This window comes from Streptomyces liliiviolaceus (assembly GCF_018070025.1).
GTDB lineage: Bacteria > Actinomycetota > Actinomycetes > Streptomycetales > Streptomycetaceae > Streptomyces > Streptomyces liliiviolaceus.
In genome coordinates, this window is sequence record NZ_JAGPYQ010000001.1 from 1,286,202 (window position 1) to 1,307,997 (window position 21,796).

Annotated in this window: 24 protein-coding genes, 1 tRNA gene and 2 pseudogenes; 8 read left to right on the forward strand and 19 right to left on the reverse strand. The window is 69.2% G+C overall.

The genetic code is table 11. From position 1 onward, the window contains the following. Nucleotides 1–128 precede the first annotated feature (128 nt). The 8 genes from J8N05_RS05660 to J8N05_RS05695 form a co-directional block, all read right to left on the reverse strand. A complete protein-coding gene (locus tag J8N05_RS05660) occupies nucleotides 129–674 on the reverse strand; it encodes a SigE family RNA polymerase sigma factor (protein WP_210881360.1) in 546 nt (181 codons plus the stop codon). Between the two features lie 248 nt (nucleotides 675–922). Further along, complete coding sequence (locus J8N05_RS05665) at nucleotides 923–1,774, reverse strand: DUF1906 domain-containing protein (protein ID WP_210881361.1); 852 nt, start codon at nucleotides 1,772–1,774, stop codon at nucleotides 923–925. A 137-nt stretch (nucleotides 1,775–1,911) separates the two neighbouring features. After that, nucleotides 1,912–3,084, reverse strand: a complete 1,173-nt coding sequence (locus tag J8N05_RS05670; RefSeq protein WP_210881362.1) for a lipid-transfer protein — start codon at nucleotides 3,082–3,084, stop codon at nucleotides 1,912–1,914. Then, nucleotides 3,081–3,539, reverse strand: coding sequence for a MaoC/PaaZ C-terminal domain-containing protein (locus tag J8N05_RS05675; RefSeq protein WP_210881363.1), 459 nt, complete (start codon nucleotides 3,537–3,539; stop codon nucleotides 3,081–3,083). Before J8N05_RS05675 ends, J8N05_RS05670 begins: the two co-directional genes overlap by 4 nt. Then, entirely contained in the window at nucleotides 3,536–4,576 is a 1,041-nt protein-coding gene (locus J8N05_RS05680) for an acyl-CoA dehydrogenase family protein (protein WP_210881364.1), read from the reverse strand. Before J8N05_RS05680 ends, J8N05_RS05675 begins: the two co-directional genes overlap by 4 nt. Further along, entirely contained in the window at nucleotides 4,576–5,679 is a 1,104-nt protein-coding gene (locus J8N05_RS05685) for a bifunctional MaoC family dehydratase N-terminal/OB-fold nucleic acid binding domain-containing protein (RefSeq protein WP_247706670.1), read from the reverse strand. Before J8N05_RS05685 ends, J8N05_RS05680 begins: the two co-directional genes overlap by 1 nt. A 47-nt stretch (nucleotides 5,680–5,726) precedes the next feature. Next, nucleotides 5,727–7,049 (reverse strand): acyl-CoA dehydrogenase family protein, encoded by a 1,323-nt coding sequence (locus tag J8N05_RS05690; RefSeq protein ID WP_210881365.1) that lies wholly within the window; start codon nucleotides 7,047–7,049, stop codon nucleotides 5,727–5,729. Nucleotides 7,050–7,300: 251 nt separating this feature from the next. Further along, nucleotides 7,301–7,612, reverse strand: coding sequence for a hypothetical protein (locus J8N05_RS05695; protein WP_107020491.1), 312 nt, complete (start codon nucleotides 7,610–7,612; stop codon nucleotides 7,301–7,303). Nucleotides 7,613–8,002: 390 nt separating this feature from the next. On the opposite strand from J8N05_RS05695, the gene J8N05_RS05700 reads away from it, so the two are divergent. Then, nucleotides 8,003–8,872 carry a bifunctional DNA primase/polymerase gene (locus tag J8N05_RS05700; RefSeq protein ID WP_210881366.1) on the forward strand — a complete coding sequence of 290 codons (870 nt, stop codon included), beginning with the start codon at nucleotides 8,003–8,005 and terminating at the stop codon, nucleotides 8,870–8,872. Here J8N05_RS05700 and J8N05_RS05705 read toward each other — a convergent pair. From J8N05_RS05705 to J8N05_RS05715, 3 genes are all read right to left on the reverse strand, one after another. Then, nucleotides 8,869–9,207, reverse strand: a complete 339-nt coding sequence (locus J8N05_RS05705) for a cyclic-phosphate processing receiver domain-containing protein (protein ID WP_210881367.1) — start codon at nucleotides 9,205–9,207, stop codon at nucleotides 8,869–8,871. The two genes, J8N05_RS05700 and J8N05_RS05705, sit on opposite strands and share 4 nt — an antisense overlap. Nucleotides 9,208–9,300: 93 nt before the next feature. Beyond that, the gene (locus J8N05_RS05710; RefSeq protein ID WP_210881368.1) at nucleotides 9,301–9,519 is read right to left on the reverse strand and encodes a hypothetical protein; all 219 of its coding nucleotides are present in this window, start codon (nucleotides 9,517–9,519) and stop codon (nucleotides 9,301–9,303) included. Further along, nucleotides 9,516–9,737 carry a hypothetical protein gene (locus tag J8N05_RS05715; RefSeq protein WP_247706162.1) on the reverse strand — a complete coding sequence of 74 codons (222 nt, stop codon included), beginning with the start codon at nucleotides 9,735–9,737 and terminating at the stop codon, nucleotides 9,516–9,518. Before J8N05_RS05715 ends, J8N05_RS05710 begins: the two co-directional genes overlap by 4 nt. An 89-nt stretch (nucleotides 9,738–9,826) precedes the next feature. On the opposite strand from J8N05_RS05715, the gene J8N05_RS05720 reads away from it, so the two are divergent. Next, the gene (locus J8N05_RS05720) at nucleotides 9,827–9,970 is read left to right on the forward strand and encodes a GntR family transcriptional regulator (protein ID WP_247706163.1); all 144 of its coding nucleotides are present in this window, start codon (nucleotides 9,827–9,829) and stop codon (nucleotides 9,968–9,970) included. Between the two features lie 239 nt (nucleotides 9,971–10,209). On the opposite strand, the gene J8N05_RS05725 is transcribed toward J8N05_RS05720, so the two are convergent. The 4 genes and pseudogenes from J8N05_RS05725 to repSA all read right to left on the reverse strand — a co-directional run bounded on the left by J8N05_RS05725 (nucleotide 10,210) and on the right by repSA (nucleotide 13,494). Beyond that, complete coding sequence (locus J8N05_RS05725) at nucleotides 10,210–10,599, reverse strand: hypothetical protein (RefSeq protein WP_210881369.1); 390 nt, start codon at nucleotides 10,597–10,599, stop codon at nucleotides 10,210–10,212. A gap of 149 nt (nucleotides 10,600–10,748) precedes the next feature. Then, nucleotides 10,749–11,891, reverse strand: a complete 1,143-nt coding sequence (locus J8N05_RS05730) for a tyrosine-type recombinase/integrase (protein ID WP_210881370.1) — start codon at nucleotides 11,889–11,891, stop codon at nucleotides 10,749–10,751. Further along, on the reverse strand, nucleotides 11,891–12,100 hold the full coding sequence (locus J8N05_RS05735; RefSeq protein WP_210881371.1) for an excisionase family DNA-binding protein: 210 nt from the start codon (nucleotides 12,098–12,100) through the stop codon (nucleotides 11,891–11,893). The genes J8N05_RS05730 and J8N05_RS05735 overlap by 1 nt, the downstream gene beginning before the upstream one ends. A gap of 2 nt (nucleotides 12,101–12,102) precedes the next feature. After that, nucleotides 12,103–13,494 (reverse strand): annotated as a pseudogene (gene repSA / locus J8N05_RS05740) (replication initiator protein RepSA). 156 nt (nucleotides 13,495–13,650) lie between these two features. Between repSA and J8N05_RS05745 the strand changes: the two are divergent. Together J8N05_RS05745 and J8N05_RS05750 are read left to right on the forward strand one after the other, a co-directional pair. Then, nucleotides 13,651–14,034: pseudogene (locus J8N05_RS05745) on the forward strand (UTRA domain-containing protein); the annotation flags it as partial. Further along, complete coding sequence (locus tag J8N05_RS05750) at nucleotides 14,034–14,699, forward strand: YdcF family protein (RefSeq protein WP_210881372.1); 666 nt, start codon at nucleotides 14,034–14,036, stop codon at nucleotides 14,697–14,699. The pseudogene J8N05_RS05745 and the gene J8N05_RS05750, both read left to right, overlap by 1 nt. Before the next feature lie 634 nt (nucleotides 14,700–15,333). Here J8N05_RS05750 and J8N05_RS05755 read toward each other — a convergent pair. Then, nucleotides 15,334–15,480, reverse strand: coding sequence for a hypothetical protein (locus J8N05_RS05755; RefSeq protein ID WP_210881373.1), 147 nt, complete (start codon nucleotides 15,478–15,480; stop codon nucleotides 15,334–15,336). 512 nt (nucleotides 15,481–15,992) lie between these two features. Beyond that, nucleotides 15,993–16,211 (reverse strand): hypothetical protein, encoded by a 219-nt coding sequence (locus tag J8N05_RS05760; protein ID WP_210890601.1) that lies wholly within the window; start codon nucleotides 16,209–16,211, stop codon nucleotides 15,993–15,995. A gap of 154 nt (nucleotides 16,212–16,365) precedes the next feature. On the opposite strand from J8N05_RS05760, the gene J8N05_RS05765 reads away from it, so the two are divergent. Continuing rightward, the gene (locus J8N05_RS05765) at nucleotides 16,366–16,602 is read left to right on the forward strand and encodes a GntR family transcriptional regulator (protein ID WP_210881374.1); all 237 of its coding nucleotides are present in this window, start codon (nucleotides 16,366–16,368) and stop codon (nucleotides 16,600–16,602) included. A gap of 131 nt (nucleotides 16,603–16,733) precedes the next feature. On the opposite strand, the gene J8N05_RS05770 is transcribed toward J8N05_RS05765, so the two are convergent. Further along, nucleotides 16,734–16,820: transfer RNA gene (locus J8N05_RS05770), tRNA-Ser, on the reverse strand. 41 nt (nucleotides 16,821–16,861) lie between these two features. After that, entirely contained in the window at nucleotides 16,862–18,463 is a 1,602-nt protein-coding gene (locus tag J8N05_RS05775) for a S1C family serine protease (protein ID WP_210881375.1), read from the reverse strand. A gap of 314 nt (nucleotides 18,464–18,777) precedes the next feature. Between J8N05_RS05775 and J8N05_RS05780 the strand changes: the two genes are divergently transcribed. From J8N05_RS05780 to J8N05_RS05790, 3 genes are all read left to right on the forward strand, one after another. After that, entirely contained in the window at nucleotides 18,778–19,590 is an 813-nt protein-coding gene (locus tag J8N05_RS05780; RefSeq protein ID WP_210881376.1) for a glycerophosphodiester phosphodiesterase, read from the forward strand. A gap of 138 nt (nucleotides 19,591–19,728) precedes the next feature. Beyond that, on the forward strand, nucleotides 19,729–20,376 hold the full coding sequence (locus J8N05_RS05785) for an ATP-binding protein (protein WP_210881377.1): 648 nt from the start codon (nucleotides 19,729–19,731) through the stop codon (nucleotides 20,374–20,376). A gap of 272 nt (nucleotides 20,377–20,648) precedes the next feature. After that, nucleotides 20,649–21,638: a DUF5926 family protein gene (locus J8N05_RS05790; protein ID WP_210881378.1), complete on the forward strand. Its 990-nt coding sequence runs from the start codon at nucleotides 20,649–20,651 to the stop codon at nucleotides 21,636–21,638. Nucleotides 21,639–21,796: the final 158 nt, after the last annotated feature.

Below are 21,796 nucleotides of genomic sequence, written 5' to 3' on the forward strand. Positions count from 1 at the left end.
AGGGTTGGGCTGATTCTGCTCACATACCGCGCGGTATGTCACTACTCCTGGGTGATCGATCACATCACGGCAAGCATTGCTTGCCCAGTACTGCGCTCTGTGTTCCGCTCTGTTCCTGCCCGCGCCGGTCAGCGCACGGGGCCCAGTTCAGGGTCCTCGCGGAGCTTGCCCAGCGCACGCGACACGGCCGACTTGACCGTACCGATCGACACGTCCAGCACCTCCGCCGTCTGCGCCTCGCTCAGGTCCTCGTAGTACCGCAGGACGACCATCGCCCGCTGCCGCGCGGGCAGCTTCATGATCGCGCGCCACATCGCGTCGTGCAGCGCCTGCTGCTCCGCCGGGTCCCCGGCCGGCGGAACCTGCGGTTCCGGCATCTCGTCGCACGCGAACTCGTCGACCTTCCGCTTGCGCCACTGCGACGTCCGCGTGTTCAGCAGCGCCCGCCGTACGTATCCGTCGAGCGCCCGGTGGTCCTCGATCCGCTCCCAGGCGACATACGTCTTGGTGAGGGCGGTCTGCAGCAGGTCCTCCGCGTCGCACGGGTTCGCGGTCAGCGAGCGCGCGGTACGCAGCAGCACAGGTTGGCGAGCACTTACATACGAGGAGAACGACGGGTACGCATGGGTCCGCGTCGCCACGTTCGAAGCGCTGGTGCAGACGGGTGTGGTCATGGCTCCACGCTAGGATCGCCCCCTGCTCCAGCGGATCGGCCGCAGGTCCCGAAGCCTTGTCCGCCTCAGGTTGTAGGAGGGGGGCAGGCCCCACCTCCTGAAGGTGGACGCGAGGCTCAGGACCCCTGAGGGTTCACCCCTGAGAGACGGGCTCCCGCGCACGCCCACCGCAGTAGACCGGCCTCCGGCATGGTGCCGGAGTAGTACGACCTGGAACCAATGCCGCTCCGCACGGCGCTTGTGGCGGCTCAGCCGATGCGTGCGACCGGCGCGTGCATCAGATTGCGGTCGATCAGCAGCGTCCGGCCGCCGTGCCGTTCCCGTACGTTCCCCGCGTACTGGTGGATGCGCCGCGCGGGCGTCCACGCGCCCTTCCGCAGCACGGGCTCACGGTGCAGCCCGTTCTTCACGCCCCACCGCGCGAACCACACCACCGACGGCAGGTCCCGCACCCCGGCCCGCCGCGAGCGCTCCATATGGGCGACGCCCGACGCGGCGCTGCTGTAGAACCCCGGCAGATACCCCCGGCGCGACACCTCCCGGTTCCACCCCCGCACGAACAGGAGGGTGGAGCGTGCGCACTTCTTGTTCCGGTACGCGTACGCCTCCATGTCCAGGAACAGCGGGCTCCCGGCACCCATACCGAGCGCCGACGCCCGCTTCACCGCGTCGCGGCCCTCCGTGGTCCCCTGCTTCCAGGGATGCCGCCCGATCCGTACGTTCTTCTTGTGCCGCGCGAACACACAGGTCGACTGCGAGCCCACGTACAGCGGCAGCACCCGCCAGCCCTGGTCCCGTACCGTGCGCATCCAGCGGTGACTCAGATGGGGCTGCGAACGGCAGGCTCGCCCGCGACCGCCGAAGTAGACACCCACCGCCCGGTACGGGGACGCCCGCCACCGCCGCATCGTGTCCGCGGACGGCGCCCGGCAGGTGTCGAACGCACGGCCCTTGAACGTGACCGCCTTGGGTCTCGCGCCGGACTCCCCGACAGGGGAATCCACCGGAGCGGCAGCACCCGGCGACCAGGAACCCGCCTGTGCCGGTGGTGCCGCCGTGAGCCCCAGCAGGAGCAGCACGAACCCGAATCCGACGATCATCTTGTGACATCGCAGCCAACGCATAGGCCGAGTCAACGGCCCCGCCCGCGCCGACGGGCCCGGACACGCGCCACGTTCATCCGTCCGCCCCGCAATCAGCCCCGATCGTCCGAACCGGGACCGGGCGGACCCCTGGATCAGCCCCGGTCGTCCGAACCCAGGATCAGTCCCGAGGTCGGAACGCCCGTCCCCGCCGTCACCAGCACCCGGCGGGCTCCGGGTATCTGGTTCACGGACGAACCACGCAGTTGCCGTACCCCCTCCGCCACTCCGTTCATCCCGTGCAGATACGCCTCCCCGAGCTGTCCCCCGTGGGTGTTCAAGGGCAGCCGCTCCTCCGCCACGAAGTCCGCGGCCTCACCCGGCTTGCAGAACCCGAACTCCTCCAGCTGCGTGAGCACGAAGGGCGTGAAGTGGTCGTACAGGATCCCGACGTCGATCCCGGCCGGCGTCAGCCCCGACGTACGCCACAGCTGCCGCGCCACCACACTCATCTCCGGCAGCCCCGTCAGATCGTCGCGGTAGAAGCTGGTCATCTGCTCCTGGGCCCGCCCCGCGCCCTGGGCGGCCGCGACGATCACGGCCGGCGGACGCGGAAGGTCGCGCGCCCGCTCCACCGAGGTCACGACCAGGGCCTGCCCTCCGTCGGTCTCCTGACAGCAGTCGAGCAGCCGCAACGGCTCTACGATCCAGCGGGACGCCGCATGATCCGCGAGCGTGATCGGCCTGCCGTGGAAGTACGCCGCAGGATTGGTCGCCGCGTACTTCCGGTCGACGACCGCGACCTGCCCGAACGCCTCGGAGGTCAGCCCGTACGTGTGCAGATAGCGCTGGGCCGCCATCGCCACCCAGGACGCGGGCGTGAGCAGTCCGAAGGGCAGCGCCCAACCGAGCGCCGCACCCTCGGCGAACGGCACCCTGCGCTGGACGCCGGAGCCGAATCTCCGCCCCGACCGCTCGTTGAACGCCCGGTAGCAGACCACCACCTCGGCCACGCCCGAGGCCACCGCCAGCGCCGCCTGCTGGACGGTCGCGCAGGCCGCCCCGCCGCCGTAGTGGATCCGGGAGAAGAACGACAGCTCGCCGATGCCGGCCGCCTGGGCGACGGTGATCTCGGGGCTGGTGTCCATCGTGAACGTCACCAGGCCGTCCACATCGCCCGGGGTGAGCCCCGCGTCGTCCAGCGCGGCCCGCACCGCCTCCACCGCGAGCCGCAGCTCGCTGCGCCCCGAGTCCTTGGAGAACTCGGTGGCCCCTATCCCGACGACGGCCGCCCGTCCACCGAGGCTGTCCCGCGTCCGCACACTCATGGCCGGGCCTCCGGGGTTGTCGCGGGCGCTTCCGGGGTGGCGCCCGTCGCTGTCCGCGGCACCGTGACCGTCACCGTCCCCGTGACGTGGTTGCCGAGGCTGTTGGCGCCGACGACCCTCACCGTCGCCGTGTCGCCGCGGACGTCCTCCACCACCCCGGTCAGCACCATGGTGTCGCCCGGATGGTTGGGAGCGCCCAGTCTGATCGCCACTCTGCGCAGCACGGCCCGGGACCCGAAGTGGTCGGTGATGTACCGCCCGACCAGCCCGTTGGTCGTCAGGATGTTCATGAAGATGTCCGGCGAACCCTTCTGCCGCGCCGCCTCGGCGTCGTGGTGCACGTCCTGGTAGTCGCGCGACGCGATCGCCCCGGCGACGACGAGTGTGCGGGTGATCTCGATCTCCAGCGGTGCCAGCACGTCGCCGACCCACGTCGGCCCGGCCTCGGTGGTCATGCGTCCCCCTCGCCCTCTCCCTCGCCGTGCACGATCGACTCCCCCAGCTCCTGGAGCAGTTCGCTCCCGCACCCCAGATACGCGTCCAGCTGCCGTCCCCACAGGAAGTGCCGGTGCACCGGATGCTCCAGATCGGCGCCCATACCGCCGTGCAGATGCTGCCCCGCGTGGACGACCCGCTGCCCCGCCTCCGACGCCCACCAGGCGGCGGTCAGCGCGTGCGCGGCGTAGTCCAGCCCCTCGTCCCTCCGCCAGGCCGCCTCGTACGCCGTGACCCGTATCGCCTCGGTGTCCATGTGGGCGTCCGCCGCGCGGAGTTGGACCCCTTGCTTGGCCGCGAGCGGCTGCCCGAACTGCTCACGGGTGTTGGTGTACGCGACGGCCCGGGCGACCGAGCCCGCGCACACTCCCGCCTGGAGCCCCGCGAAGGCCGTGCGGGCGGTGGCCAGCACGTCGTCGTACGCGCCGGCCCCACCGAGCTGTTCGGCCGGTACGGCGTCCAGGATCAGGCGTCCGGCCGACCACGGAGCCGTCAACTCGACGGGCTCGCACCGGGCGTCGGCGGTCCGTACGAGCCACAACTTCTGTTCCTCGTCGGCGATCAGCACATGCGTGGCGTCGCGGAGCCACGGCACCACGGGGGCCACGCCGCTCAACTCGCCCGGCGCGCCTGCCCGTACAGCGGTGTCGGGCAGGGCTCCGGTCATCACGACCGACCCGTCCGCGATCCCCGGCAGTAGCCGCTCCCGCTGTTCCGCCGAGCCGTGCGCCGACACCGCCAGCAGCCCGTAGACACAGCTCGCGGCGAACGGCACCTGGGCCGTCGTCCGCCCCTGCTCCTCCAGGAGGAGGACCAGCCCGAGGAGCCCGATGTCCTCGACGGCCGCCAGCAGCCCCACCTCGCACAGCGCCTTCCACAACTCCCCGTCGCTGCCCGTCCCCACGGCGGTCAGCCGCTCGTGCGTGGACAGGTCGCCGAAGATCCGCGCGGCCAGCTCGCGGGCGGCCGTCTGCTCCTCCGTCGGCGTGAAGTCCATCAGCCCCCGCTCCCCTCGACGGCGCGGAAGACGGGCAGCTCCAGCTCCTCGTCCACCCGCTCGAACTCCAGCCGCACCGGCATCCCGATCCGCACACGGTCGTGCGGCACCCCCACCACATTGCTGATCATCCGGACGCCCTCGGAGAGTTCGACCAGCCCCACCGCGTACGGAGGGTCGAAGGCCGGGAAGGGCGGGTGATGCATCACCACGTACGAGTAGACGGTCCCCTCACCGGCCGCCTCTACCGTGTCCCACTCCAGGCAACCGCAGGAATTGCACCCCGGCAGCCAGGGGAAACGCAGGGTCCGGCATTTCTCGCAGCGCTGGATGAGCAGCCGGTGCCGGGAGACGCCGTCCCAGAAGCCGGCGTTGTCACGATTGACGACGGGGCGGGGCCGCTTGGCGCGGGAAGCCGCCACGGTCTCTCCGGCGGGCGCCACGGCTGCTCTGGTGGTCGCCACGGCTGCTCCGGTGGGTGCCGGAGCTTTCCCGGCGTCCGCCGCGGTCTCCCCGGCGTCTGCCGCGGTCTCCCTGGCGTCCGCCGTGGTCTCCCCGGCTGCCGTCGCCACCCCGGCCGTCGCGCCGTCCTTCCTGCGCCGCCCCGCAGGTACGTACTTGAGGATCCGGAACCGATGGGTCCCCGCTGGCTCGCCCTCCGCCCGTACATCCGTCCGTGTCGTGACGAAGTACCCCGTGCCCAGCTTGGTCGTCTTGCGCTCGGAGACCGACTCGATCACCGAGTCGAAGGTGATCCGGTCCCCCGGCCGAAGCGGCCGCAGATACTCCTGCTCGCAGTCGGTGGCGACCACCGAGACGTACCCGGCGGAGTCGAGCAGCCCGAGCATCTCGACGTACGCCTCCGAGCGTCCCCCGTGCCCGGAGAGCCCTCCCATCGTCCAGGCCTGGAGCATGGTGGCCGGCGCGACGGCGTCCGCTCCCGCGTACGCCGGATTCGTGTCTCCCATCGCCTCGCACCAGTGCCGGATCATCGGTTCGTTGACCAGGTCCTTGCCCACGCCTCCGACGGCCGTCAGCCCCTCGTACGTCTTCAACCGCGCGTGGATGTCCTCGTATCCCCCCTCGGTCGCGTCCACGGACACCGCGCCCTCCCCGGACGTGCCCCGCCCGCCCGGCACCGCACGCTCGCTCACCGCCGCCCCCTCGTCATCCCGAGCCGCATCGTCGCCACGATCTCCCGCTGCACCTCGCTCACCCCGCCCCCGAACGTGTTGATCTGCGCCGCCCTGTTCATCCGCTCCAGCTCGCCGTCCTCGAACACCCCCGGCGAACCGGACCGGACCAGCGCGTCCGATCCGACGATTTCCTGACACATGCGATACACCGCGACGGCCGATTCGGTTCCCACGACTTTCACGCCGCTGGCGTCGCCGGGGGCCAGCCGGCTGGCCCCCACATCACCCACCAGACGCCAGTTGAGCAGGCGCGTCGCCGCCAGCCGGGCATGTACCTCGGCCAGCCTCGAACGCACCCACGGCTCGTCAGCCCTGCGCCGCCCTGTCACCCGATCGGGGACGCGGGCGGCGGCCAGCGCGGCCAGATAGAAGTCCTCCGCCTGCATACCGAGGGCGGCGAGCGCGACCCGTTCATGGTTCAGCTGGTTGGTGATGAGCCCCCAGCCACCGTTCTCCTCGCCGACCAGGCGGGAGGCCGGGACCCGGATCCCGTCGTAGTACGTGGCCGTCGTGGTCAGCCCGCCCACCGTTTCGATCGGTGTCCACGAGAACCCGGGCGCGTCCGTGGGGACCAGCAGGATCGAGATCCCTTTGTGTTTCGGCGCGTCGGGGTCGGTACGGCAGGCGAGCCAGATCCAGTCGGCGCGCTGGGCGTTGGAGGTGAACACCTTCTGCCCGTCGACGATCCACCCGCCGCCGGGCCCCTCGTCGAGCCCCGAACGCCCCTCCTGCCCCGCCCGCCCCTCCTGCCTCTCAGCCCCCTCAGGCCTCTCTCGTCCCTCTTGTCCCTCTTGCCCTGCGCCCCCCTCAGGGCCGCCGACCCGCACGGCCCGGGTCCGCAGCGAGGCCAGATCCGTACCGGCCGACGGCTCGCTGTACCCGATCGCGAACACGAGCTCTCCGCGCAGGATCCGCGGCAGGAAGTAGTCCTTCTGCTCCTCGGTCCCGTACTTCATCAGCGTCGGCCCGACCGTGTTCAGCGTGACCATGGAGATCGGGGCGCCCGCCCGGCAGGCCTCGTCGAAGAAGACGAACTGCTCGTCGGCGCCCCGCCCTTGGCCCCCATAGGCCTCCGGCCAGCCGATACCGAGCCACCCGTCGGCACCGATCCGCCGCAACAGCGCCCGCTGCTCCGCGGCACCGGCACCCGCACTGGCACTGGCACTGGCACTGGCACTGGCACTGGCAAGAGCCGGCCCCTCCGGCATCACTTCCCGGAAGTAGGAACGGAGTTCGGCACGTAGTCGTCGCTGGCGTTCGGTGGGGGCGAGATGCACGACGACGGCCCTCCCGGACCTCGTACGAACAAGGGTTTCTGACTGTCCGTCAGATACATCCCTCTGTCAAGGTTCGAGGCCGCTCGACGGCCCGGCCCCGAGAGTGCGGGCGCGAAGGGCGGACGTAAGCGCAAAAACGTCTGCGCGGCGATGCCGAAGCACCGCCGCGCAGACGTGTTACCACCCCACAAAGCACCCCACCAAGGAGGCATACGGCCGTCGGGGGTCTCCAGTCCCCGGCGGCCGCCGGCTCACCAGAGGTGGGTGAAGTTGACGGCGACGTTGTCGTTCGACTGGTCGATGGCCGTGAACGCGGAACCGTTCACCTGCGCCGTGTTGCTCTGGTTCGAGGCGCCCGAACCGACGGCCTGCTGCTGCGTCGTGGACGAGGTGCCGTAGTTGTCACCCCCGACCCCGCTGCCACCTACGGTCGCCACCGCGGCGTTCGATCCGTTGTCCGCGAAGGAGCCGTTGTCGGCCACTGCCACTCCCGAGAAGAGGGCGGCGGCGAGCGGCAGGGCTGCCGCGGCGGCGAGAACGCGGGCGGTACGGATGCTTGCCATGTGTGTTCCTCCAGAAGCGAGAAGTACGTACCGGTCGGGACCGGTTACCGGTCAGGACCGGCTGAGTACGGCTGGTTCCGGGGCAGTTGGCCGACCGCCTCGGTGTTCGTTCACGACGTCGCGAGATCAGAATTGCCCACCGAATCCCCGGCGAACCACCCCGGAAGCCGCTATTCGCTCGCAAGCGTGAGTACATGTCGATAAACCCCCTTCACGCCCCCAAAACCGCAGTTCAGGATGGTGCGGACACCTCAACCCCATACACCGCAAGGGATGAAGCGTTTCGTCACCTTTTCAGTCAATCCCGCTGGGCGGGTTTATCCACCCTCACCGGGGCGCTCGACGCCTCCACCTCTTCCCTTTTTCGAACACTCGTACGAACATAGATGCATGGCCACCATCGACCGGCAGGCCACGACGCTGGCCCTCGCACACGCCCTGTCAGCCGCCGAACGCGGACTGGCCGTCATCCCGCTCTCCCGGACCAAGCTCCCCGCGCTGCGCTCACCCCACCGCGACGACCCGGCGGCACCGCCCTGCCACGGCGAGTGCGACCGCTTCGGACACGGGGTGTACGACGCCTCGACCGACCCCCGCCGCATACGCGCGCTCTTCGCCGCCGCCCCCTGGGCCACCGGCTACGGCATCGCCTGCGGCCTGGAACCCCACCACCTGATCGGCATCGACCTGGACACCAAGTCGGGTACGGACTCGTCCGCGGCCCTTCGCGAACTGGCGCTGCGCCACCTGTTCACGATCCCCGAGACGGTCGTCGTGCTGACTCCCAGCGGCGGCCGCCACCTCTGGCTGAGCGGTCCGCCCGACGTCGTCGTCCCCAACTCCGCGAGCCGGCTGGCCCCGGGCATCGACATCCGCGGCGCCGGCGGCTACCTCGTCGGCCCCGGCTCCCGTACCGAACACGGCGTCTACAGCACGGCTCCGGGCACCGCTCAGCTGCCGCCCGCCCCCTGCCCGACGTCGCTGCTACGCCTCCTGACGCCACCGCCCCGCCCCCACAACACCTCGACGACGGCCACACCGGGCCAGCAGGGCCAGGGCCTCGTCCAGTTCGTCCTGGCCGCGCACGAGGGCCAGCGCAACACCCGCCTGTTCTGGGCGGCCTGCCGCGCCTACGAGAACGGCTTCGGCCCGCAACTGACCGAGGCCCTGGTCGACGCCGCCGTCCGCACGGGCCTCACGGAACGCGAGGCTCGCTCGACCATCACATCGGCATCCCGCATGACGAGCCACCGCTCCTAGAGCGTCGCCCGCCGGACCTGGTAGTTCCAGCGTGTGAGCGACCGGACGACGGTCTCGGCGCCGATGGGGTTGGCGCTGTGCACGTAGACCGTGCCGATTCGGAAAGGCCGCCCGTTGAAAGCCGCCTCTTCCAGGAGGGTCACCACGGGCATGATGCTGTCGTCGCCGCCGAGGTCGTGATCGAGCCAGAGTTCATCGATCAAGCTGTCACGGTGCTCTTGCAGAAGCTCGACACCTTCGCCGCTGCTGCGCGCGATCCGCGTGGTCCAAGGCAGCGGCCGGAGATCGTCTATGCCCAGGACGACCGGCGACGGTACGGGCGACTCTTCCTTCATTCGACCATCATCACCGCGACGAACACGGCGGCGAAGCGAGCCGTACGGCAGCGCGGTACCGCGCTGCCGGAGGCTTCTCATCTCTCAAGCTCGCTACGCGGGTCCCGTTTCCACCGGGCGCTTCGGGCACTGCGGGCCGCACTCGTACACCTCGACGGACAGATCATGCGCACCGCAGTGCCCCTCAGCCCGGCCGGCGGACCTGGCGTCCCTCTCCAGGAGTCCGGCGCACCAGCAGCAGCGCCAGCCGAGGTACTGCCAGCCGGTGAGGTCGGCGGCCGGGGGCGGCTGTGGCCGCCAGGCTCCGGTCATGGCCGCTCGGAGTACGGGATCAGGTCGTACTTCTCGCGGCAGGGGAGGCAGGCGGACTGCACACCGCCCGGTCCGGAGCCCTGCTCGTCCACGTTGATCACGCGGATGTCGGCGCTGTAGCCGCAGTGCCAGGTGCAGTAGCCGTAGACGACGGGCTCCCCGGAGGAGGCCGTGTCCAGGCTGTCCGAGGCGGGCTGATGCTGCGCACCCTCGTTCACGTCGACTCCATCCAGTCGTCCACGCTCCCGGGCCGGTCGCACGGCCACGGGAGCGGATCGCGGACGGCGACTACCCGCCGGGTAGCCAGTTGCCGGGCGTTCTCGCGATTCAGGGTGAGTTCGGCATTGCTCAGATGACCGCCCGACGTGTCCTGACTGAACTTCGCGACGCAGGGCTGGCGCAGATGCAGCCAGGCATCGGAACTTTCGTCACCGAGCTGCCCAACTCGTAGGGGCACAGCGCACACAGGAACGGCCCCCGACCGATGTCCCCGGTCAGGGGCCGTTCTCCTGCGGTGGGTGTGGGATTTGAACCCACGGTCACATCGCTGCGACGACGGTTTTCAAGATCTTTCGGTGATCAGGCGGGACGATCGCTCCGCCGCAGGTCAGCCGGGTACTAGCACCCCGTCGGTACCTTCGTCATCGTCGCCGTGCCCGCTACGTGCCCCAGGCGCACCATCGTGCCCGCTCATCCACCCGTCACAGCCGGAACGATCACTGCGGCGACGGCCGACAGCAGGCCCCCCACAGCGAGGGCACCGTTGAACTTCTCCTTGGCGGTTGGGAACAGAGAGCGACTTACGTTCCCGACCTTGCTGCGCAGGACGATCATCTTGATCTTCTGCCACCTGTGCTGACGTTTCGAACACCCCATCAGCACGCCATAGGCGTTGTTGCGGCAGTAGGTCTGGCCGTCTCGGTTAGCCGCACCGCACCAGACCGGCACTTGGAAGGCAGCGTAGGCCGAGACTCCCAGCGACAGAGCCACGACAACCGGCAAGGCCCATTGCTGGCTCCAAGCGACGACCAAAGCCGCAGCCACCATGTATCCCCAGTACAGACGCACCACTTTCCCCATGAACACGCAGAGTATCCATGCATATGCGTAGCGCATAGACGTGAATCAGACACATGACCATGCACTACAAGCATCTCGGGTAAATGGGCATGACAGAGCTACGCCCCTGACCGTCCTTCTGGCCAGGGGCGTACGCAGGTGCAGGCGTCCTAGAGCTGCTCAGGCACTTCAGATGAGTTGTTCTCGCCTTGTCCTTCCAGCCATGCGTCAGCCGCCTCCGCCACTTGATCGTCACGACCGGCGACCGGCCGGGCGTAGTGCCGAGTCGTCACGCTCGCGTTCGAGTGGCCGAGGCGGTGGGCGGCGGTCATCACGCCGTACCGGTCAGCTACCCAAGTCCCGTGCGAGGCCCGGAGATCGTGCGGAGTCACATCGGTCAGCCCGGCCGCCGACACCGCCGGATCGAAGTACGCCTTGCGCCACTGGTTGTAGCGCAGCGGCTTTCCCGCGGGCGTGGTGAACAAGAGCGCGTCATCCCCGCCGGGCAGCTCCTTCAGGTACTTTCCGAGCCTCTTCGCCAGGGCCGGGCCGACGCGGAGAACCCTCTTCTGGTGTGACTTGGGGGTGTCGAAGACCAAGGTGCCGTTGGCTTCGGCAAGGTTCTCGTCCACCAGGACCAAACCGCCGGCCACGTCGATGTCCACGCGGCGAAGGGCGAACGCCTCACCCACCCGCAGGCCCGCGTACGCGAGGAACGCGATCAGCAGGTCATGCGGCTTGGCAGCGCTTTGCACGATCCGGGAGGCTTCTAGCGGGGTGAGGATGTGCGGCTCCGTCTGCGGCATCCGAGGCAGCTTCACGCCCCGGCAAGGCGTCTGCGGGATCATGTCGTTGTCGACGGCCGACCGCATGATCTGCGACAGAACCCGGTACGCCTGCCTGATCCGTGACGCGCTGAGTCCCTTGGTTTTCATGCCGCCGACCCACTCGGCGACCGTGATCGGGCGGAGGCTGGACAGTTCCTGATCACCGAGTGCTGGAACGATCAGCGAGTTGATCAGGGACCGGTACGTCGCCTGCGTCTTGTGCTTGAGCTGCGGCGAGACAGCAGCGAGCCAACGGGCAGACCAGTCACGCACGGTTGTCTGTCCCTCGACCGGATCCAGCCAGCGCCCTTCCTCGATCTCGATGCGCTTTCGGCTGAGCCAGCGGTCAGCGTCCGTAGTGGTGGCGAACGTCCGATCCGCAGGCCGAAGGACGCCGTCAGGGCCGGGGTAACGCGCCTGGAAGCGGCCGGACGGCAGTTTGCGAACCCGTCCGAAGTTCCTGCGAGACTTGCGCTTGCCAGCCATCAGGCGGCCCTCCCGAGCGCCATGGGTCGCAGGGCGACGGGTTCAACAGTCTTGGCGCTCACGAACGCTTCTACGGCGCTCTCAGGGATGCGAACGTGCCGACCGATCTTCACGAAGGTGATGCGGCGCTCCTCGATGAGCCGACGAGGGAAGCGCACACCCGTACTCAGCCGGTCCGCGACTTCCTGCACGCTGAGCAGTCGATCCATGGTCACCAGTCCTCGCCTTCTGAGCGCAGGTCAACGAGTGCCTCGCGTGCGGCTTCGCGGCTTGTGTGCAGATCCCGGCGGATGGTGGCGGCGAGCCAGGACTCGCCAGGGGTGTGGCCATGCCCGGCATAAGTCCAGTGGGCGAGTACGCGGGTGGTGATCTCCGGATGCTCGTCGAGGTCGGGAAAGCCGAGGGAGGCACGTTGCTGGGCTGCGCGGTAGTCGGCGCGGACCTGGCGGAGGGCGCCGAGGGTGGTGGAGTAGCGGCGGGACTTCGTCGAGAAGTGGCCGCGGAAGCCGAGCATGTGGGCCCAGTCGCGGAGTTTCCGTTCCGGGTAGAACGCGTGCAGGTCGAGGCAGGCCGCGATGAGCCTGGCGGGATGGTCAGGGACGCCGAGCAGGGCCAGGGCCTCTTTGTTGCCGATGCGCCGATCGACGGTGCCCGTGGTCTCGGCGGCCTTGGTGGCGTATTTGGCGACGTAGGAGGCGACGGCCTGCTCGGTGATGTCTTCGCCGTTACCGAAGGCGCCGATGGGCTGTACGTCGAGCTGGGTGCCCCAGAGCAGGGTTCGGGCTGGCTACTCACCGGCGGGCGGGACGTCGACCGCGACACGGGCAGCGGCGGCGTGGATGGCGTCGGTGAGTAGGTCGAGGGTGGCCCAGGCCGGGGGCGGGGAGTCGGGACCCTCGGGTCCGTCGAAGCGGATCACAGCGTGGAAGTGCACGGCCCCGCGCCGTTGGTACTCGGCGACCTTGCCGAAGGAGACGCGCGATTGTTCGTGGGCCGCCTTCTGTGTCAGGCCAGCGCGGCGGGCAACCTCCCGACGGAGGTAGATCGTGAAGTACCGCCACAGGTCGGATGCGTAGTTGTTCCACAGCACCGCGCCCGCGTAGTCGTACGTGGCCGGGTCCAGGGCCGTGCCGAGTTCGGCGGCGTCCTCCTGGTGGTGGATGCCGCAGGCGCACGGCCGGTTGCCGGGCCGGTTGTGGACCCGGCCGAACGAGGGCGCGGTGAGGGTGGCGAAGACGCGCGGGTGCTCGCGGATGGTGTGGGGGGTGCCCTTGGCCGGGTCTCCGATCAGTCCGGCGCGGATCAGGTGGTAGGTGTCGCCCGCGTAGGTCCAGGCGCAGGACGGGCAGCGGGAGGCGCGGCGGTTGCCGCAGGCGAGGCGGAGTCGGCCGCCGGGTTCGGCGTCGGTGGAGTAGGAGTGCAGCACCTGCCCGGTGGCCCGGTCGCGGGTGACGGTGGAGCCTTGCAGGTGGATGGGGTCGGAGCAGCCGCCGGTGCGGCGGATCTGGTCCTGGATGCGGTCGAAGCCTTCTGACCCGGCCAGCCTCAGCACGTCGGCGAGGGTGGCCGGGTCCAGGCCCGCCATGGTGGCGGTGTCAGTCATCGGGTCACCGGCCCCAGCGGCGCTTTTGCGGGGTGCTGGCGTTGTTGCTCGAAGGTCCCGACGGTCCCGTACGGCCGGTGCGAGAGGGCTGTCCGTCGCGGCCGTTGTCGTGCAGCTCGTGCGCCTTGGCGGTCTTCTTGAGGCGGTCGTACTCGCCGTCGAGCGCGGCTGGTGAAGGAAGGCGACCAGCCGACACACACTCTGACCAGTTACTACCGGCCGGAACACGTCGAGGGCACCCGGCTGGTGGACCCGACGCCAAGACCGGCCGGCAAGGGCGGCGGCTTCCGGGTGCTGTACGACGCCGGATACGAGATCGACCACATGAAGGAGCGGCTCTTCGCCCGCACTCCCACGTCCGACGAGGTGAAGTTCCTGCAGCTACCGCCGGGTGAACCTGTCGTCGAGTTGCATCGGACGACCTACACGGCCTCTGGCACAGTGGTCGAGTTCGCCATCGGTGTTCACGCGGCTTCGCGCTTCGCCTGGGAATACGACTTCCAGGTGCCGGACTCGGCAAAGGACGAGAAAGGGCAGTAATGATCTCCACACAGGCCTGGGCCGATGCGCGACGCCTGTGGGATTACCACCAGATGGGCCACGCCCTCCGGCCGTGCTCAGTCGCGGTCGGCCTGGGCAGCCATGACTTGGGCGTGGCCGATACGGCGGTGGACCTCTACGAGCGCGGCATGGCTCCGCTGCTTGTGTTCACGGGAGCCACCAGCCGCACGACGCGGGATCGCATGCCGCGGGGCGAAGCGGTCCACTACCGCGAACGGGCTCTCGAACGCGGCGTGCCCGCCTCAGCGGTGCTCGTAGAGCCTCACGCCCGCAACACCGGCGAGAACATCCGCTTCTCCAAGGCCGTGCTTGAGGAGGCGGGAGTCGACGTGTCCTCCGTGCTTCTGATCAGCAAGCCGTACGAGGAGCGGAGGGCGTACGCCACCGCGCGCAAGCTGTGGCCCGGAGTGGAGATCGTCAGCGCTTCTACTCCGATGACGTTCGACGAGTACGTCGATTCCATCGGGGATGCGCGACTGGTCATCGACATGCTTGTCGGTGCACTCCAGCGCCTACTGATCTACCCGGAACAGGGATTCATGATCAGCCAATCCGTACCGGGTCACGTGCTCCAGGCGTATGAGCGGCTCTGCCGCGAAGGCTTCACCAGTCGGCTCCTCCACACCGACACGGCCTCCACCTGACCAACTCAGCCCACACCGCGAGGAATCCGCCCATCGGACCGGCCGGAGCGAGTTGTTACAGGTTTCTCTACCTCATCAAGTCCGGCTGCGCTCCGCTCCGCCGGGCGCGCTTCCCGGCTCTGGCTGCGCCCGCGCTCCTGCCTTCGGCCCGCTCGGCGCTGCCGCCGCCGACGCGCGCCCACGCGTGGACGGGCCGGGAGATGGGTTGCTCACCATGCAGCACGGCCACCGGTCAGGACGTGCCTCCGGCGGGGGATCGGCCGGCACCGGGGCGGAGTGGCGCCATTCCCGGCTGCGGCGTCGTAGTGGCGTGTGCGGGGAACTTCCATCCCGACCACCATCGACCCAGGCAGAGCCGAGCAGTCGCGGCCCAGGGCGTCAAGGTCGTTCGTACAGTGGCGCGCTCCACCTTGACGCCCTGAACCACGCCTGCTCCACGGTGTGTGGGTCGACGGCGGACGGGATGGAAGCTGGGGTGGGTTGTGGGCAGGAGCTGCCCGAATCGCGGCCACCGTAAGGGGCCATGATCACTCGCCCCAAAGCCGCTCCACCGAACGGTGATCGGCTGAAAGTTCACGCCTTGGACATGATCGAAGCCCCGGACCACAACGGCCCAGGGCTTCAACCTTCAGAGTTACTTGATCTTCTTGCCGACGGCGAGAGCCTTCACCACATCAGGCACGTCACCACTGTCGCACCTACGCAGGGCGACTAGACCGATGGTGAGACGCACCAGGGGCGGGACAACGAATCCCAGAAGGATCGCGATTTCGAACAGCATGGACTACACCCTTTGACGTAACGGGATGTAGTCGAGCTGAGAAAAAAGAGGGCTTCGCAGGGCCCAGCGCACCAGCTCAACCTACACAGGACATACTCTGAAGTAGGCGAGCGAGAACTATCTCGCACTTAGAGCTGCGCGTCAAGCAAAATCACTCACACGCTCATGCCCGCCGCAAGCCCGATCGAGCAGCGACTGACGGGGAACAGCGGGCTACGACGGTAACCACTCGAAGAACCCGCAGCTCAACGTCTCGCCAGGTCAACCAGGACCCACATACGCGATCTTCCAAGCTAGCTACACGGGTCCCGCTTCTGTCGGGCGCTTCGGGCAGTGCGGGCCGCACTCGTACACCTCGACAGACAGATCGTGTGCACCGGAATGCCCTTCCGCACGGCCGGCGGACCTGGCCCCTTTTCCCAGAAGTCCACCGCACCAGCAGCAGCGCCAGCCGAGGTATTGCCAGCCGGTGAGGTCAGCGGCGGGTGGCGGTTGCGGCCGCCAAGCTCCGGTCATGGCCGGTCGGAGAACGGGACCAGGTCGTACTTCTCGCGGCAGGGGAGACAGGCGGACTGCACACCTCCTGGTCCGGAGCCCTGCTCATCCACGTTGATCACGCGGATGTCGGCGCTGTAGCCGCAGTGCCATGTGCAGTAGCCATAGATGACGGGCTCCTCGGAGGCCGTGTTCGGCCTGTTCGAGGCGGACTGATTCTGCGTACCCTCGTTCACGTCGACTCCATCCAGTCGTCCACGCTCCCGGGTCGGTCGCACGACCGCGGGAGCGATGTGTGTTTCCGCAGCGTAGACCTAGGTAGCTAGGGTAGCTAGGCGAGTCAGGCAATCTCATCTCGCCGATCCGACCTATGCCACCTAGCTTCGGATCATGGATTGGAAGCCGGACATTCCGAGGTGGAAGCAGGTGTACGCGATCTTTGAGCAGCGGATCGCGGACGGCGACTACCCGCCGGGTAGCCAGCTGCCGGGCGTTCTCGCGATTCAGGGTGAGTTCGGTATCGCACAGATGACAGCCCGCCGCGTCCTCACCGAACTTCGGGATGCAGGGCTGGCACAGATGCAGCCAGGCATCGGAACTTTCGTCACCGAGCTGCCCAACTCGTAGAGGGGCAGAAGCTGCCCGTGCCCCTGCCGTGCCCGATCGACCGGTAACTGACGGGGAATCACGGTGATCGGCGGACAGCACGCAAAGGAACGGCCCCTGACCGAGTTACCTGGTCAGGGGCCGTTCTCCTGCGGTGGGTGTGGGATTTGAACCCACGGTCACATCGCTGCGACGACGGTTTTCAAGACCGTTCCCTTAGGCCGCTCGGGCAACCCACCCCGCGCCGCTGAGAGATCGGCGCGGGGACAAGACTAACCGGTCAGCTGTCGCCCTCGCGCTGGCCCAGGGTTACTTCGGCTGTGCGCTGCTTGCCGTCGCGGGTGTAGGTGAGCTTGACGGTGTCGCCGGGCTGGTGGGTCCAGATCTCGCCGATGAGGGTCGGGCCGCTGTCGATCACCCGGTCGTCGAGCTTGGTGATGACGTCGCCGGGCTTGAGACCGGCCTTCGCGGCGGGGCCGTTCGGCGTGACCGCGTCGGAGTTGCCGGCGCCCTGTTCGGTGATCTTCGCGCCCGTGCCCTCCTCCAGGGAGACGGAGGCTCCGATGACCGGGTAGACGGGCTTGCCGGTCTTGATGAGCTGCTGGGCGACGTTCTTCGCCTGGTTGATCGGGATCGCGAAACCCAGCCCGATGGAACCGGACTGGCTCGTGCCGCCCAGGCCGCCGCCGGTGGACTGGATCGCGGAGTTGATGCCGATCACCGCGCCCTTGGCGTCCAGGAGCGGGCCTCCGGAGTTGCCCGGGTTGATCGAGGCGTCGGTCTGCAGGGCGCTCATGTACGAGGCCTTGCTGCTGGAGCTGCCGTCGCTGGAGGCGACCGGGCGGTTCTTCGCGCTGATGATGCCCGTGGTCACCGTGTTCGACAGCCCGAACGGAGCGCCGATCGCGATGGTCGAGTCGCCGACCGCGATCTTGTCCGAGTTGCCGAGCGGCAGCGGCTTGAGGTTGTCCGGCGCGTTCTTGAGCTTGATGACCGCGACGTCGTAGCCCTGGGCGTGGCCGACCACCTCGGCGTCGTACTTCTTGCCGTTCGAGAAGGTGGCCGACAGCTTGCCGCTCTCGACCGCCTCGGCGACCACGTGGTTGTTGGTGAGGATGTGGCCCTGCTTGTCGAAGACGAAGCCGGTGCCCGTGCCGCCCTCGCCGTTGCTGCCCTCGGCCTCGATGGTGACCGTGCTCGGCAGCGCCGTGGCGGCCACGTTGGCGACCGTGCCCGCGTCGCGCTTGAGGTCGCCGCCGCTCTCGGAGGAGGAGACGGTCGTCGAGCCCGAGGAGTCGTCGTTGCTGTCGGCCGCCCAGTAGCCGATGCCGCCGCCCACGCCGCCCGCGATCAGCGCGGCCACCAGGACCGCGGCGACCAGACCGCCCCGCCCGCCGGACTTCGGCTTGGGGGCGGGCTGCTGGTACGAGGAACCCCAGACGTCCCCGGAGCTGCTCTCGCCGCCGCCTCCGTAGGGACCGGAACCGCCCTCGCCACCCCCTCCGTAGGGGCCCGAACCGCCCGCGCCCCCGCCTCCGTACGGGCCGGAGCCGCCCGCGCTCCCGCCCGCGTACGGGTCGGAACCCGCCTCGTTCGTGTAAGCGGGCGTGGCCGGCGGAGGAGGCGGCCAGGCGCCTCCCTCCGGGGCCGGAACGGCGCCCTGGGGAGCCCCGGGAGGCGTGGGGGGCAATGTGGCCGTCGGCGCGTCTCCCTGGAAGGAGCCCGGCCCCTGGGGCCGGTTCATGCCCTCGTGGGGGCCCGCGGGACCCGCTCCCGGCGATACCGCCTGCTCCGGGGGCGCGGAAGCAGCGGGAGTATCCACCGGCACGGGAGGTGCAGACGGGGCCGGGGGTACTGCAGTGCCCTCGTTCTCGGTGCTCACAGCTCTTCCTCTCGATCCACGGCTGTTCAGTAAGTTCGCATCCGGTCACGTTCGGTCGCGTGTGTTCAGGACTCCACTACGCGTGTTCGGGAACCGGCACGATTCAGCTGTGCATGTGCTTTTGTATGCCGTCAGCTTTTCCCACAGGACGTCAGGGCGCCATAAGCGGCACCTGTGACTCCGAGATCTTCATTTATATAGGACAGGTCTGACAAAAACACCGCACGGCCCGCGGCACCGATCCCACCGCCGATCCGACCATCGATCCCGCCACCGGTCCCACGGGTACCCATTCGCGATGGCACCATGACGCGGTGACCCACGCACGACAGCACCCGACCCAGGTCGTCGCTCACCGCGGGGCCTCCGAAGAGGCCCCCGAGCACACTCTGGCCGCGTACGAGAAAGCCATCGAGGACGGGGCCGACGCCCTGGAATGCGATGTACGGCTGACCGCGGACGGGCATCTCGTCTGCGTCCACGACCGCCGCGTCAACCGCACCTCCAACGGCCGCGGCGCCGTCTCCGCCCTGGAGCTCGCGGATCTCGCCGCCCTGGACTTCGGCTCCTGGAAGAACCGCGACGAGGCGCCCGACTGGGAACAGCAGCGGCCCCCTTCCTGGGAGCAGCAGTCCGTCCTCACGCTGGAGCGCCTGCTCGAACTCGTGGCGGACGCCGGCCGTCCCGTACGGCTCGCCATCGAGACGAAGCACCCCACACGCTGGGCCGGCCAGGTCGAGGAGCGCCTGCTCATCCTTCTGAAGCGCTTCGGTCTGGACGCGCCGTCCTCGCCCGCCGAGTCTCCGGTGCGCGTCATGAGCTTCTCGGCGCGCTCCCTGCAGCGCGTCCGCGCCGCGTCCCCGACGATGCCGACGGTCTATCTGCTGCAGTTCGTCTCACCCCGGCTGCGCGACGGACGGCTGCCTCCGGGGGTCCGGATCGCCGGTCCCTCGATGCGGATCGTACGCAGCCATCCGGCGTACATCGAGCGCCTGAAGAGGGCCGGCCACCAGGTTCACGTGTGGACGGTGAACGACTCCGAGGACGTCGACCTGTGCCTCGGACTCGGTGTCGACGCCATCATCACCAACCGCCCGCGCGCGGTGCTGCGCCAGCTGGGCCGCTGAAACCACTCGCCTCCCGGTCCCCACACGTCCCGCACGTTCCACCCACGGGCCGTCACATTCTCGGCCATATGGTCGATTTCAGGCCACTCGATTACAGGGAGTGCACCGGCGCATTCGTTCCGTGTTCGATCGTTACGAGTGCGTCACTGCACGTGCATTGGCCGGTTTCCGGTCCATCCCAGAAGGGCATCCACACCGTGGCGTGGGGCAAAGGAGGTCTCGGGGGTGGCGTTGATGGTGGCACAAGAGGTGCCCACGTCGTCGAGCATGGCCGTACCCCATGGCCCTGCGGGCGTGGGAGAAGCAAGACACCGGATGCGGGATCAACTGCGCACCGGGGGTGTGGCGGAAACGGTCATCGACGACGCCGTACTGATCCTTTCGGAACTACTGAGCAACGCCTGCCGTCACGGCAGGCCACTGGGTGAGGCCTTCGCCGGGGACGGCGACGTCCGGGCCGCATGGCGTGTCGAACCGACCGGCAGACTCACCGTCGAGGTGACGGACGGCGGCGGTCCGACCCGGCCGGTTCCGGCCACCCCCTCGGTCACCGCACACGGCGGCCGTGGACTCAACATCATCACGGCGCTGGCCGACGACTGGGGCGTCCGGGACGACGCCCGCGGTGAGGTCACGGTGTGGGTGGTCGTACACAAAGACGCCTGTGCCGTGCGTCGGCGCAACGACTTCGCCGCGCGCGTCACGGCACCGGCGGTGCCCGTGACGTCCACGGTGTCCGCGATGTCCGACCTGGACTTCGGGGACACCTTCGACGGTCTGGACTGACCGCGCGCACTGCCTGCGCCTGACTGGACCTACTGCGCCTGCTGGACCGGCCGAGCAGGTCGGGCAGCCGAGCAGTCGGGCAGCGAGCAGCCGAGCCGAGTGGACCGCCTGGGTCGGCAGAACCGAAGCAGACGGAAGTGCTGGTTCCGGGACGAACCGAAGCGCCGCCCCGGGTACGACCCGGCACGTTGTCCACAGGGTCCCGTCGGTCCCCGTACGAACGGCTAGGCTCGCGCCCGTACGAGTCGAGCCGTAACCGGGAGACATCCACGATGGCCAAGAAGCGACCCCAGACGAAGGCCAAGCAGCCGCAGCGGCAGGATGGGGCCCGCGCCGCCGGAGCGGACGGACCCGTCCCGGTCGTCGGAGCACGCGAGCCCTGCCCCTGTGGCAGCGGCCGCCGCTACAAGGCGTGTCACGGACGCGCCGCCGCGCACGCCGTGACCGAGCTGGTCCACCGGCCGTTCGAGGGCCTGCCGAGCGAGGGCGACTGGATCGCGCTGCGCGAGCTGGTGCCCGCGGCGACCGTAGAGCTGCACCTGAAGGACGCCCTTCCGGAGGGCGTGCCGTCGGTCACCCTCGCGACGGTGCTGCCGATGGCGTGGCCGGCCCTGCGCCGCGAGGACGGCTCGGTCCTCATCGGCCTGCAGAACGACACGGCGTCCGGCGACATCAGCCGCGACCTTGCGGACACGCTCCAGCGCGCGCTCACCGCGGAACCGGGCACTCCGGTGCAGGGCCGCCGCGCCCCGGGCGACGGCGTGCGTCTGCAGGATCTCCTCGACCCCGAAGGCGCGTTCGAGCCAGTTGTGCACGAGGGCTTCGAATTCTGGGTTCCGGACGCGCAGAACGCCGCCACGGAGGTCACCGCCTCCCTGGAGCGCGCCAACGCCGCCGCCATCCCGACGGTGAAGCTCGCCGGCGTCGACGCCGCGTACTGGTGCGAGACCCCCGACAAGAACCACCTGCGCTGGGTCATGCCGCACCCCGAGGAGCAGCTTCTGGACGCGCTCGCGCGGCTGCACGCGGAGGGCCGGTCGAGCCTCGGCGAAGGCACCCGACTGGTCGGTTCCTTCCGTGCCCACGGGCTCACCGTCCCGGTCTGGGACCTGCCGACGGGCGTCTCGGCCGAGGACATCGAGAAGCCCGCGTCCGAGTTCGCCGAGCGGCTCGCCGCCGCGCTGGCCACGGACGCACCGCTCACCGCGGACGAGCGCCGGGCACGGGGCGGTCTCACCAATCGCCAGGTCACCCTCAGCTGACGCACGGCGTGCACCCGGCCCCGGCTGACCGACCGGTCAGCCGGGCGACAGGTGCGCAAACCGGGTGACTCCTGTCACAACTCCCGGTCGTGACAAGCGAATCCGTGTCTGAATAGCCGAGATCGAATTTGCGAACCGCCGATCTCTTGTTACCGTTC